A 12,927-nucleotide genomic window follows, 5' to 3' on the forward strand; every position below is an offset into this window, starting at 1 on the left:
GGAGGAAGCCCGCAGCATCGTCGGTTTATGAGCTTTTAGCCCTGCTTGGCCTGTGGGATCACCAAAGCGTTCATGTCGATGTCTTTCTTGATGAAGCCGAAGGACTTGGTCACGCCGGCAAACCGTTCCAGGCCCTTTATGTCCATCGAGGTGTAGAAGTAGGGTACGACCGCTTTTGCCAGGGTGGCCGGGTCAACTTTCTGCTCTTGGGCGATACGTTGACGGATCACGTCGTGATGATCGTTGGCGTAGGCATTGGCTTCACGAATGCCGCAATTGAAGCGGGCTACTGTTTCGGGATTCTTCTTGATGTAATCCGCTGAAGCGACAATGGAGGATGTCGGGCCTTCCTTGAGCGTCTCGACGACGGGCCATGACAGGATCTTGTAGCCCGCCTGTTCAGCTTTGACCATTGCAGGCTCGGTGGTCATCGCGGCGTCCACTTTGCCGGCCATGAGCGCGTTAGTCGCGTCAGCGGATGACATGACCACGTACTTGACTGTGGATGGATCGCCGCCATGTTCCTTGATCACGCTGCGAAGGGTCAGCTCTCCCTGTCCCTGGGCGTCACCGACGGCGACAGTTTTTCCGTTGAGGTCGCCAGGGGATTTGAACTGGCTATCCGGGGCAACCATCAGTGCCGTAATTTCGCGGGTGAAGCCGGCTTCGCCTGCTTGCATCTTGTTCCAATACTTGGGTGCCATGCCCGCGAACGGGGCGACAATGTTCAGGTCAATGTTCTTATCCAATGCCTGGAAGAGCGAGATATTGCCGGCGAATGCCATATCCGTGGTGCCACCCTGGACCGCTGAGATGGTGGCTGGCAGGGAGGAAACCGTGCTGATGTCAAGCGTGATGCCGTGCTTGGCGAAGAAGCCTTGGTCGATGCCGGCGTAGATGGCGCCGTTGCTTACGAGCGGCATGGCGGTGAGGGAAATGTTGCTCTTCGTGTCCGCATTCGGCTTGCTGCAGTCATACTTGATGCTGCTCATGGCGCTCTGAACGCTATCGGAGGCGGCAGCGCCACCTGAACAGCCGGACAGTGCGGCGATCATGCCGGCACCGATTGTCAGGGTGGTCAAGCCCTTGGTGGTGTTTTTCATCGAAGGTCCTTCTTTTTTGTGGGGTTGAGGGTGGATTTAGGGGACTGTGATCGAAGTGCGTCGGATGTGTTCCGCGGCTCCGAAGATTTCTGAGAACTTCACGCCATCGAGGATCTTTTGACGGGCAGCCGGTTCCATTTCCTGAGCCGCGATGAGGTTGTCGTAGAGGTCGTCAAATTCCAGGGGGTCAACGAAGACGAGGCCGTTGTCGTCGCCCATCACCAGCTGGCCTGGGGTGACGACGGCGTCGCCAAAGTTGACGGGGAGGTTGATATCGCCCTCTATACCCCGGATCCGCGTTGTCATGGCGCTGAGACCGCGGGCGAAGATGGGAAGGCCTGTAGCTTCGAGGTCTTTGATGTCGGTGGCTGCGCCGTCGATGACGATGCCGGCGACCTGCTTATGAGCGAAGGCGAAGGATGCCATGGCTCCGATGGAGGCGCGGTCCAGATCGGTGCCCATGTCCACCACCACGACGTGGCCGGGTTCGACCAGATCGGCAGCATAGTGCATTGCGGTGCAGTCCATATCAGCAAGTCTGACGGTAAATGCTGTGCCGACAACCGTCTTTGCGTGGGTCAGGGGAAGCACGCCCGGGGCGAAGCCTTTGTTGAGGTAGTGGCCAATGGTTGCCGGTTCAATCCGCTCGGCTCGCTCAATGATTTCAGCGGACAGGGGTGGGGGAGTGGGGCCAATTCGGTACATGGATGGTGCCTTTCAGGCGGTCGCGGCAACAGCAACGGGTTCAACCCGGAAGCGGCGGTTTACAAGGCAGGGATTGATGCTGCGCACAGCATCGATGCGTTCTTTGATGACTTCGACCGTTGCAAGTCCGACCTGCTCGCCGAGTTCAGCCAGGATGATACCCATCGGATCCACAGCAAGACTGCCTCCGGTCGATAGGGGTGGTGCTTGGTTGGCTGCGATCACGTAACCGGTATTCTCGATCGCGCGGGCGCGGACAAGGGTTTCCCAGTGGTCCTCTTTTCGGACGCCGGGTGTCCAGGCGCTGGGGAGGACCAAAACGTCGGCCCCGCGGTCTACGAGCACACGGGCACTTTCCGGGAAGCGGAGGTCGTAGCAGGTCAGCAGCCCAAAGTTCAGGCCCCCCAGCTCGAAGACGACAGGCTCAACGACAGCAGCCGGGCAGATGACGTCCGACTCCCTGAGGCCAAACGCATCGTAGAGATGGACCTTGCGGTAGGAGGCGATGAACTCACCCTCGCTGGAGGTGGCGTACAGCGTGTTGGCGGGACGGTCATCCCCCGGAACCGTCTCCAGGATTCCTGCCACGATCGCGATGTTGGACTTCTTCGCGATCCCGTCAAGGGCCACCGTGAACGGACCTGGGATTGACTCGGCGTTCGCGGCAAACGCCTCGTCCAGTCCGTGCTTGAAGAACATCGCCATTTCAGGGAAGACGACAAGGGCCGCGCCTTCCTGAGCAGCCTTGGCCGCTTGTTCGGCAATGGCCGCCAGGTTGGCGGTCTTATCGGTGCCCGGAGCGAGCTGGCCGATGCTGATGCGCATGATGATCTGCTTCCTTCGAATGCTTGGAGTCACTCGGTCAAAACTGAGTGTGATTCAGATCCTATGTATACATGACGTGTGCGTCTAGCATGTGAAGAGAATTTTTTTAGATCTTTTCACCATCGCACCTGCTGTGTATTCTCTATGCATACGCCACGCGTACTTGCTGGCACCGCGAAAGGAACCCCATGGCACCGTCAAAAACCGGCTTCTGGCTCACCGACGACAGCGTTCCGATGGCCGAAATCGTGGCCTCACTCGGCTTCGACTTCGTAGTCCTCGACGCAGAACACGGCATGTTCGACCTCGCCACTCTGGAGGCCTACATACCCGTGCTGAAGGGACTCGGCCTGGAAATCTTCACCAAGGTGCACGGCCCTTCCCAAGCGCCCGTTCAGCAGGCCCTCGACTTCGGCTCGGACGGCGTGATCATTCCCCACATTGAGGACGTCGATCATGCAGCGCGCATTACTGCACACGCCAAATACCCGCTTCTGGGCGACAGGAGCTTGGCCGGTGGGCGCGTCTTTTCCTACGAGGGTTGGTCGCGAGCACAAACTGCCGAGATTAACGAACGCACTTTGTGCTTCCCGCTCGTGGAGCACCCCTCGGCCGTGCGTGACATCGAAAAGATTGCAGCACTGCCCACAGTTGACGGCTTCCAGATCGGCACGAGCGATCTGGCCATCACCAGTGGGCGCGAGTACACCCAGTCCGAGGAAGACTGGGCCGACATCATCCGCTGCGTGGATGCATTCAAGGCCGCCGGCAAATCATGGCTCTTCCCGGCATGGACCGAAGCCGAACAGATCTTCGCCTTGGAGAACGAGGCTCCCCGAATCATGATCGGCGTCCACTATCACTGGATCAAGGCCGCGTTGGCGCAGGCGAAGAACACCTACGATCTGCTGGCCATTAGTGACAGGATCGCGACCCGCGCTTCACGGTAAGCCCACGGGCTTGCAGTACCTCCGCTCACATCCATTGATGCACCGAAAGGACTCCCCATGATCGCAGTCAAAGCGATAGCCGCGACCTCCGCCTCCCGCCCACTCGAGCACTACACCATCACGCGGCGCGAATTGGAACCCGACGACGTCCTGATTGAAATCGCCTACGCTGGCATCTGTCACACGGACATCCATTCCGTTCGAGGGGATTGGGGCGAAAAGCAGTACCCCTTGGTTCCGGGCCACGAAATCGCTGGCGTAGTCACGAAGGTGGGTGCTGCGGTGACCAAACATGCAGTTGGCGACCGCGTAGGGATCGGCTGTCTGGTCGACTCCTGTCGGACGTGCGCAAACTGCCTCAAGGGGCAGGAGCAGTACTGTCTGGCGGGGAACACGGCCACCTATGGGGCGACGGATCGTTTTGGTGAGACGACTCAGGGAGGTTATTCGACGCACATTGTTGCCTCGGAGCATTTCGTTCTCAAGATACCTGACGCCGTGCCGCTGGATGTCGCGGCTCCTCTCCTTTGCGCTGGGGTCACCACGTACTCGCCTCTGAAGCACTGGAAGGTAGGCCCGGGTAGCAAGATTGCCGTCGTTGGCCTAGGCGGGCTTGGGCACATGGCAGTTAAGTTGGCTCGTGCACTGGGCGCCGAAGTCACCGTCTTGTCCCAGACGCTGGCGAAGCAAGACGACGGCTTGCGCCTGGGCGCACACCACTTCCACGCCACCAGTGACCCCGAAACCTTTGCGCGGCTGCGGGGCTCGTTCGAGCTGATCCTCAACACGGTCAGTGCAGCGATTGACGTCGACGCCTACCTTTCCCTACTGTCGCTTGACGGAGCCCTCGTGAACTTGGGCGCACCGGCCGAGCCAATGTCACTGGATGTGTTTTCCCTGCTGCGAGGCCGCAAATCCTATGCAGGCTCCATCATCGGCGGCATCCCCGAGACCCAGGAGATGCTCGAGTTCTGCGCAGAGCATGGCATCGGCTCGGACATTGAGGTCATCACGGCAAGTGAGATCAACGTGGCCTTCGAACGGGTGCTTGCCTCTGATGTTCGGTACAGGTTCGTCATCGACATCTCGACGCTGAATGTGAATTAGCGCGGACTCGCCGTTGCGGTCGTCGTGAACGGTCTGTCAATTGGCAAACCGTCATCAGCGAAATCCCGTCGGATTGTTGCTGGTGAGGTTGAGAACATCCTTGAGCATGGCCAAAGCTGCACCAGCGGGGCTGGAGCGCCCACCCTGGACCGTAATGTCACCGGCGATGGGGCAGCGAAAGACCATGCCCTTTTCGGGTCCAGTGATGTGGAACAGTGGATCAGCAGGTTTCACCTGTTCCAACTTGACCGTCACCAACATTGGTTGCTCCGTTGAGGCTGTCGCAACTGCGCGGAGTCGACCGCCCTGGTGGGCTGCGGCCTCGACCTTGGCAGCTGTTCGCTGGTCGATGGCCTCCGTTTCAACGTTGATGCGCGCCACGTCCCATCCCCATAGAAGACCGGCAATGAGCCGAACCTTCGTGGCCGAATCGGATCCTGAGAGATCTGATTGGGTTTCCGATTCGGCTATTCCGCGTCTCTGGGCTTCAATGATGGCCTCTTCCAAGGTGTTTCCCTGGGAAATCTCATCTAGTACGAATGTTGATGTGCCGTTTGGACACGCTCTGATCGCCTCGCAGTCCAGGCCGGTCAGGGCCACCATGGCCAAGTCGGCGGTCGGCAACGCTGCGCCGGTAGCGCCCGAGATGCGTATTCGACTGCCTCCGGACGTTGCCGCCGCCTGGAGCTTCGCCCAGTGCGTGATGAGATGGCTCTTGGTCGCGGTAACAACGTCGATGCCGTTGCTGAGTGCAGTCATAGCCTCTTCACCCGCACGTTTGTGCGCTTCGGGAGACGAAGGGATTGCCTGGACGAGGATGGTTGCGCCACTTTTTCGGAGAGACTCGGCGGGAGGCAAGAGCGGACCCCACAAACTGCGGTCCGGTACGTCGGCGGATGGGGGTAGGTGTATTTCCGAAGTGTGACCTCGGATTGCTGCGATGTTCAGCAGCCCTTGATGCTGCTTGGCTCGGGTCAGCTCGATGAAGCATTTGCCAACGGGACCGAAGCCCGACAGCACCAAGGAAACAGGCGCCTCAGATGAGGGAGGGAGGTGATACATGGCGGTCCTTCCAGCGGGGTTTGCGGTCAGGCTTCGGACCCGCTAGAAGCGCAAGTGTTCTAGCGGTCTCAGCTGGGTTCCAGCACGTAGGCCAGGTCTCCGGCGGCCACCTTGTCGCCGGCGGCATGGGTCAGGTTGCGAACTATGCCGTGGACGGGTGCGCTGAGTGACTGTTCCATTTTCATCGCTTCGAGGACCATGACCGGCTCGCCTGCCATCACTTCTTGACCTTCATGGCAGAGGACCTTCACAACGGTTCCGGCCATAGGAACAATAATGCCGCCTGGGACGTCGGCAGGCTGATTGCTGGTTTTCCTCTTGCCACGAATTGACGCGTTGTGGTTCGTCTCGCACGGCTCCCCAGATTGAAAGGCAGGTTTCGGGAAGCGGACAGAGAGCCTGCGGCCATCGACTTCGACAGTGAGGGTCTCCAGCTCAGACGGGCCCATGGTGGCACTAGCGGATCTCCGGTCCGGTCCCTTGTACTGAAACTCCGTGTCGATCCAGCCTGTGTATACCGCGTAGGGTTCGGCACAGGTAAAGATCTCTTCGTTGATAACTTGTCGATGGAAGTCGAGGGTAGTGGGTATGCCTTCAATGACAGTGCCTTCAAGGGCCCGCCGGGCCCTTCGAACGGCCATCTCGCGCGTGGGCGCAGTCACGATGAGTTTTGCGATGAGGGAATCATAAATCTGTGGAATGTCCGACTCGCCGTCGAATCCTGCATCGACCCGGATCCCGGGACCTGCCGGCCAAACCATCTTCGTTATCCGTCCAGGGGAAGGGGTGAAGCCGGCCCCGACGTTCTCGGCGTTGATTCTGAATTCCAGCGAACATCCTCGTGGCTTGGGCGCAGTGTCGGGCAGGGATGCGCCCATGGCGATGAGTAGCATCTGGTGGATGAGGTCCAATCCCGTCACTTCCTCAGTCACAGGATGCTCCACTTGAATGCGTGTGTTGACCTCGAGGAACGAGATGACGTTGTCGGCGATGAGGAACTCGCAGGTCCCGGCTCCCACATAGCCGGCTTCCCGAAGGATGTCTGTGCTTGCTTGAGTAATTTGGTCAATTTGTTTTGATGTCAGGTCGGGTGCTGGCGCCTCCTCAACCAGCTTTTGGTGGCGGCGTTGAAGGCTGCAGTCACGAGTGGAAACGACAACGACGTTTCCGTGCATGTCGGCCAGGCATTGGGTTTCGATGTGGCGGGGCCGGTCCAGGAACTTCTCAACGAAGCATTCGCCCCGGCCGAAAGCGACTGTCGCTTCTCGAACAGCGGAATCGAATCCCGTTTGGATTTCAGATGCTTCGCGGACAACTTTTAGGCCACGCCCGCCGCCGCCGAAGGCTGCTTTGATGGCGATCGGAAGTCCGTGTTCCCGAACGAAGTCTTCTACCTCCGACACACCTTCAACTGGGCTGGGCGTTCCAGGTGCCAGTGGTGCACCGACTCTCATGGCCAGATGCCTGGCTTGAACCTTGTCACCCAGCATTCGGATTGCACTGGGGGGAGGCCCGATCCAGGCGAGCCCGCTATTAGTAACGGCCTCTGCAAGCTCGGCCGACTCTGCCAGAAATCCATAGCCAGGATGCACGCTGTCTGCACCGGAGCGCAAGGCAATTCCGATGATCTGGTCGATGTCGAGGTAGGTCTCTGAGGGAGCCGTACCTTCCAAGGCAAACGCCTCGTCGACGCTTCGGACGTGTAGAGCGTCGCGGTCCTCCGTGGAGTAGATTCCGACGGTTCGTATGCCTAGGTCATCGCAGGTTCGCGCGATGCGCACCGCGATCTCGCCTCGATTGGCGATGAGTACTTTGCCGGGCAGCGCATTTTTGTGCGGGTTTGGTTCTGCAATCGTGGTCATCGTGGTTAGGTCCTTTTGGAGTGTTTCAGTGTCAGAGTAGTGATCTTCCAACCGGAAAGGCCTCGGCTTGCTCGGCTCCAGGCAGGCCCAGTCCAGGATCCGGGACGTTGGTTTGGACGTGTGTCAGTGCTGGGTCCGAGGGAATCGCGTCGGAGGTAAGGCAGAAGGGCAATTAGGGCAGCGAGTTCGTGTTCGTCGGGATTGCCTGATATTTGAATTTGATTGGGGCTGAAGCTTGTCATAGCGGAAAGTTCCCGTGCTTTTTCGCCGGGCCCTGCTTTCGTTTGCTTTCCAAGGTTTGGAACCAGCGCGCCAACAACCAGGGTGTTTCATCGGGGGTTACTACCTGGTCGATGAGCCCATCGGTCAACGCCCTGTCCATGTCAGCCGCAGTACGGCGGAATTGTTCCAAGGCGTCGGCGCGGCTGGTGTCGTCGATTTCTTTTGGCTGATCAGCGCTTACGAGCCGGTGTAAACCTGCGGGGGCGAGAGTAGCCGATGGCCAGGCAAGGACTACATCCGCGCCCAGGGCCTTGGCGCCGAAAACGTTGGTTGGCAGGCCATGCGCCCGACGCAGAAGCACCGATGCGATGGGAACGGATGCCGCGGCAGTTGCGTGTGCAAGCTGTGCGTACGGGGCGTAGTCCAATGTTCTTGGCTCTGATGGGCCGGGTGTGTCAATGAGAAACAGGAGGGGGAGGTTAAAAGCGTCACAGAACCTTATGAATCGTGAAGCCTTCAGCGCTTCGTCGGGGCCGAGCAACCCGCCCCGGTGCGCAGGCTGATTCGCCACAACGCTTACGGTCAGTCCACCGATGGTAACGAACGCGGTGATTAGGGCGGGACCCTCGCCGTTGATGACAACGGGAGCGTTGCTGGAGAGCGCACTGACTACCTGCATGACGTCATAAGGCTCTGCAGGGTTGTCCGGCACTATGCCGCACAACGTCGACGACGGATCTGGCCCGTCTTGTTCGGTTGGGGCGGCGAATTCGCAGTTGTTGCGGGGGAGTACGTCCAGTAAATCCCGAACCCATGCCGCACCGTCCTCTATGTGGTCAGCGGTGTAAGAACTGTTCCGTCCATCCTTTGGAGCTATCTGAACCCTGAAGTCAGCCAGCGCGCTGACCAGCTCTCCGGATGTTGAGCCTTCGCCGATTTCTATAGCGACGATGGGGACGAGACCGGAGAGCTCGACAAGTCGGGCTATGCCCGTCATCGGTGCGGGCATCACCGCGGATGATTTGTTCCCGCTTGGAAAGTTGCTTACCAAGACAAGGGGGCATCCTGTTCTCTGAGCCTGGTCGAGGATGCCGACGAAAGCGCGACGTTGCGTGCCTGTATGCGCCGGCGCGGCAGCAAATGCCACAGATTTACCGTGCACCTGACCTACACCGGCCAATGGTGTCTCAGTTTTTCCCCCGGGTTCGGCGGGTACGCCGCCGAGGGGCAGGAACGACTCGTCGTCAAAAAGCGCGGCAATCAACGCGTCGATTCGGTGAGGAGCGGCTATGGCTGCGTCTCTATCGATTTGTTGGGTGGTGTTCATGATGTGTGCTGCTTTCGGTTGTGCTGCTTCACGGTGTAGACCACGACGTGTAGGCGATGCCCTCTCGACCGTGGCGGTGTGGGAGGCCCATCGTGCTCTGAGGATTTTCAAGCACCGGGTTTTCTGGCGTCTGGTGCACGCCAAGGACGAGAGATGTTTCCGGAAGATTTCCAGGATATGTCCGTCATTGTGACACTTGCCACATCCCGTTTATGCAGTGTATACGTTGTATATGAACAGTTCAACGCCGAAGTCGAAATCCCTGCGACCGACTCCCGACAGTATCGCTGACTCCATCCGCGTCGCTGTTGCCGAGGGGGTCTATCGACCGGGGCAGCGTCTCCTCCAGGATGAACTCGCGGATAGGTTCGGCGTCAGCAGGATCCCCCTCAGAGAAGCGATGAGGACACTGATCGCAGAGGGCCTACTTACCAACGACTCCTATAACGGCACGTTCGTGACGGCTTTGGATCTGGCCAGAGTGGATGAGATCTACGATCTTCGCCGACTCGTCGAGCCAAGTTTCGCGGCACACGTGGTCGAGAACTGTTCGCGGGCAGACATCACTCGTCTCGCCGTGATGGTCGAAAGCATGGACGACATTGACTCGATCGGCAGCGATGCGTGGTCGCGGATCAACTTCGCCTTCCACCTGGACACATACCGGCTGGCAAATTTGCCCCTCCGATATGAGGTAATTTCTCGTCTTTACCACCAACTCGAGCCCTATTCCCGGTTTTACGTGCACTCAACCCACGCACTGGGGCGGGTTCAGTGCGAACACCACGAAATTGTCGATGCCCTCCGCGAGGGTGATGCCGAACATCTGGCTCGCCAAATCGTCGCCCATATTGACGGCGGACAGGAAGGCCTGCACAGCGCGTGGGCCAACATGCCAGCGACGTATAAAGGCCTTGAAATTCTGGAAGCAAAGAAATGACCAGCATTTCATCGCCGACGCAGCGATCCGCTCCTCGGGCGGCGACGCGCTAATGACGCGCACCAAGTCCAGGGACGCCGCAAAGCCGGCCTGAAAGATCTTCGCCGTCGTTCCGGGGACCGCGTTTGACCCTGACGGCGGAACCCACTCCATCCGGATCTCCTACGCCTGCCACATCGATGACCTCACCGAAGGCCTGCGACGCATCGTCCAGACCCTCACCACACCACACCCCAAGGGAGCCTGACCACCCATGACCACCACCATCACCCAGGACCGCCATGCAGAGGTGGTGGACGCGATCGTGGGCCTGGCCCCCGACGGCGTCGCCTACGTCCCCTCCGCGTCCATCGCCCCGATCATCAACGGCGTCCTGACCGCCCAGACCAACGGCACCCTGCCCCTGGTCTACCCCGTCTCCCGCGAAGAAGAAGCCATCGGTGTTGTTGGCGCCTACCCGCTCGCCGGGAAATTCGGGGTCATCATCATGCAGGACAACGGCTTCGGCAACGCCCTGACCGCATTGACGACGTTCGCCGTGTCCTACCACCTGCCGTTGCTCATCGTCGCGAACACCCGCGGCGGGCTCGGCGAGTACAACTCCATGATCCACACCATCTCCGCACCCGTCCCCGCGTTGCTGGCCTCCACGAACATCCCCGTATTCCAGGTAGACCGACGCAACACCGCCCAGGACTGGGGCGCGACCGTCGCCGAAGCCGGCAACCACGCCCGCATGACCTACCGACCCGTCGTGGTCCTCATGGAATTCTTCGACCCCAAAGACGCAAAGGCAAAAGCATGAAACGCATCGAAGCCCTCCAAGCCATCGTTCAGACCACCCCGGACGTTCCCGTGATCGCGACCTGCGCCGCGACCTCCCGCGAACTGGCCTCCGTCGAAGACCGCCCCAACCACCTCTACCTCCTGGACGCCATGGGCCTGGCCATCTCCGTGGGCACCGGCATCGCCCAAGCCATCAAGGACACCCGCGTCACAAGGGCCGTGGTCATCGAAGGCGACGGCTCCCTCCTGATGAACCCCGGCTCAGCCATCACCGCCGGCTACCTCGCCCCCGAAAACCTCGTCATCATCCTGCTCGATAACGGCGTCTACGCCTCCACCGCCTCCATCCCCACCCAAGCAGTCACCATCGACCTCGGACGCTTCGCCGAATCCGTGGACCTCAAAGTCCTCCGCGCCAACAACCCCGAAGAACTCACCCTCGCCCTGAAACAAACCCTCACCCAAGACGGACCTTGGTTCATCCACACCCGCACCGAACCCGGCAACGAACCAGGCACCAAACTCCTCCTCATCGACCCCATCACCCACGGCAACCGCTTCCAAAACTGGCTCACCCCACAACTGGGCTGAATCATGAATCAGATTGCGCTCAACAGCGATGTAGCAGAAGGTTTCGGCGCTTGGAGCTTTGGAGACGATGACGGGATCTTGGAGCACGTCACGGCTGCGAACGTTGCGTGCGGATTTCATGCGGGGGATCCCAGCACTATTCGAAGCGTCTGCGCTAAAGCAGCCGAACGGTCCGTGACGATCGGGGCCCAGGTGTCCTACCGCGACCTCGTCGGATTCGGTCGGCGCTTTATGGGAATTTCTCGGGTCGACTTAGTCAATGACCTGATCTACCAAATCGGGGCCCTGAGGATCTTTGCCGAGATTGCCGGTAGCACCATCAGCTACGTCAAAGCGCATGGAGCGCTTTACAACGTGGCCGCCCGCAATGAGGAGCACGCCAAAGCAATCGTTGAAGCCGTGGCCACTGCGTCAACTGGCCTACCTGTGCTTTGCCAGCCTGAGACCGAGACCTGGAAAGCCGCAGTCGCGGCAGGTATCACCCCGTTGGCGGAGGTGTTTGCCGATCGCGCCTACACAGCAGAGGGACTGCTGGTCGACAGGTCGCAACACGGCGCAGTCGTCACGGACCCGGAGGAAGTCGCCGACCGCTGCCTGCAAATGGTTACGCAGCGCACCGTCCGGGCCATCACGGGGGAGACGGTCGAATTTGGACAGCCTCCGGCAGCCATATGCATCCACAGCGACACGCCAGGGGCATCATTGATCGCTGCCCGCGTGGCACGGAATATGCGTGCTCACGGAGTGGAACTTGTTGGAATAGGAGTACGAACATGACCAACCCAGCGATTCATCAAGCGGGCGACAGGAGCCTGCTCATTGACGTGGGTGACAGATCCGCGAGTACCTTTGCCGATGATCTAAGGCACGGACAGTGGGCGTCGCGGCTGGAGGCAGTTGTCCCCACGTCCTCTTCGGTTCTTGTATCTGCGCGTTTCGCGCAGGATTTGCTCGACCTGGAGGCTGACGTATCAGCGCTGCTTGAAGAGGACCTGCTGGCTAATCAACAGGACGTTCAGGGGCGGACCGTCACGATCCACGTGGTCTACGACGGTCCTGATCTCGCTTTCGTTGCACAGCAATGCGGTCTCACTGTAGAAGGCGTGGTCCAGGAGCACACTGGAACCCAGCATCAGGTTGGGTTCTTCGGATTTGCCCCGGGGTTTGCCTACATCGATGGGTTGTCGCCGAGGCTTCATCTCCCACGACGGGAGAGCCCGCGCACGGATATACCTGCCGGATCGGTTGCTATTGCCGCGAATCAAAGCGTTGTCTATCCAGGCAGCACACCAGGTGGCTGGCATCTGATAGGAAGAACGACCACCAAGCTGTGGGATCTACGGGAAGAACCCCCCGCCAAACTCTCCGCGGGCGACAAGATCATTTTCAAATCAGTGGAAGGCACTCCGTGACACTGCTCTCAGATGTCGACACGCAAGGCGCCCTC

The 12,927-nt window shown here is 59.7% G+C and carries 13 protein-coding genes; 7 read left to right on the forward strand and 6 right to left on the reverse strand.

All coding sequences use genetic code 11. From position 1 onward, the window contains the following. Positions 1–35: 35 nt before the first annotated feature. From ACZ5G6_RS10565 to ACZ5G6_RS10575, 3 genes are read right to left on the reverse strand one after another with little or no spacing between them, the layout of a single operon-like run. Entirely contained in the window at positions 36–1,103 is a 1,068-nt protein-coding gene (locus ACZ5G6_RS10565; RefSeq protein ID WP_498691342.1) for an ABC transporter substrate-binding protein, read from the reverse strand. A gap of 36 nt (positions 1,104–1,139) precedes the next feature. After that, the gene (locus tag ACZ5G6_RS10570) at positions 1,140–1,808 is read right to left on the reverse strand and encodes an RraA family protein (RefSeq protein ID WP_498691344.1); all 669 of its coding nucleotides are present in this window, start codon (positions 1,806–1,808) and stop codon (positions 1,140–1,142) included. A gap of 12 nt (positions 1,809–1,820) precedes the next feature. Next, a complete protein-coding gene (locus tag ACZ5G6_RS10575) occupies positions 1,821–2,633 on the reverse strand; it encodes a carbon-nitrogen hydrolase family protein (protein ID WP_498691346.1) in 813 nt (270 codons plus the stop codon). A gap of 188 nt (positions 2,634–2,821) precedes the next feature. On the opposite strand from ACZ5G6_RS10575, the gene ACZ5G6_RS10580 reads away from it, so the two are divergent. Next, positions 2,822–3,583 carry an HpcH/HpaI aldolase family protein gene (locus ACZ5G6_RS10580; RefSeq protein ID WP_498691348.1) on the forward strand — a complete coding sequence of 254 codons (762 nt, stop codon included), beginning with the start codon at positions 2,822–2,824 and terminating at the stop codon, positions 3,581–3,583. Positions 3,584–3,640: 57 nt separating this feature from the next. Further along, entirely contained in the window at positions 3,641–4,690 is a 1,050-nt protein-coding gene (locus tag ACZ5G6_RS10585) for an NAD(P)-dependent alcohol dehydrogenase (RefSeq protein ID WP_498691350.1), read from the forward strand. Between the two features lie 54 nt (positions 4,691–4,744). On the opposite strand, the gene ACZ5G6_RS10590 is transcribed toward ACZ5G6_RS10585, so the two are convergent. The 3 genes from ACZ5G6_RS10590 to ACZ5G6_RS10600 form a co-directional block, all read right to left on the reverse strand. Further along, positions 4,745–5,449, reverse strand: a complete 705-nt coding sequence (locus tag ACZ5G6_RS10590; protein WP_498691353.1) for a hypothetical protein — start codon at positions 5,447–5,449, stop codon at positions 4,745–4,747. Between the two features lie 371 nt (positions 5,450–5,820). Further along, a complete protein-coding gene (locus ACZ5G6_RS10595; RefSeq protein WP_498691355.1) occupies positions 5,821–7,614 on the reverse strand; it encodes an acetyl/propionyl/methylcrotonyl-CoA carboxylase subunit alpha in 1,794 nt (597 codons plus the stop codon). Positions 7,615–7,852: 238 nt separating this feature from the next. After that, the gene (locus ACZ5G6_RS10600; RefSeq protein ID WP_498691357.1) at positions 7,853–9,163 is read right to left on the reverse strand and encodes a carboxyl transferase domain-containing protein; all 1,311 of its coding nucleotides are present in this window, start codon (positions 9,161–9,163) and stop codon (positions 7,853–7,855) included. A 232-nt stretch (positions 9,164–9,395) separates the two neighbouring features. Here ACZ5G6_RS10600 and ACZ5G6_RS10605 point away from each other — a divergent pair, with 232 nt between their 5' ends. From ACZ5G6_RS10605 to ACZ5G6_RS10625, 5 genes are all read left to right on the forward strand, one after another. Continuing rightward, positions 9,396–10,103, forward strand: coding sequence for a GntR family transcriptional regulator (locus ACZ5G6_RS10605; RefSeq protein WP_498691359.1), 708 nt, complete (start codon positions 9,396–9,398; stop codon positions 10,101–10,103). A gap of 253 nt (positions 10,104–10,356) precedes the next feature. Next, positions 10,357–10,908: a thiamine pyrophosphate-binding protein gene (locus tag ACZ5G6_RS10610; RefSeq protein ID WP_498691361.1), complete on the forward strand. Its 552-nt coding sequence runs from the start codon at positions 10,357–10,359 to the stop codon at positions 10,906–10,908. Continuing rightward, positions 10,905–11,480 (forward strand): thiamine pyrophosphate-dependent enzyme, encoded by a 576-nt coding sequence (locus ACZ5G6_RS10615; RefSeq protein ID WP_498691363.1) that lies wholly within the window; start codon positions 10,905–10,907, stop codon positions 11,478–11,480. Before ACZ5G6_RS10610 ends, ACZ5G6_RS10615 begins: the two co-directional genes overlap by 4 nt. Positions 11,481–11,483: 3 nt before the next feature. Continuing rightward, on the forward strand, positions 11,484–12,257 hold the full coding sequence (locus ACZ5G6_RS10620; protein WP_055975464.1) for a LamB/YcsF family protein: 774 nt from the start codon (positions 11,484–11,486) through the stop codon (positions 12,255–12,257). Further along, positions 12,254–12,892 carry a 5-oxoprolinase subunit B family protein gene (locus ACZ5G6_RS10625; RefSeq protein ID WP_498691366.1) on the forward strand — a complete coding sequence of 213 codons (639 nt, stop codon included), beginning with the start codon at positions 12,254–12,256 and terminating at the stop codon, positions 12,890–12,892. The genes ACZ5G6_RS10620 and ACZ5G6_RS10625 overlap by 4 nt, the downstream gene beginning before the upstream one ends. Positions 12,893–12,927: the final 35 nt, after the last annotated feature.

This window comes from Arthrobacter sp. TmtSoilC51, assembly GCF_055388015.1.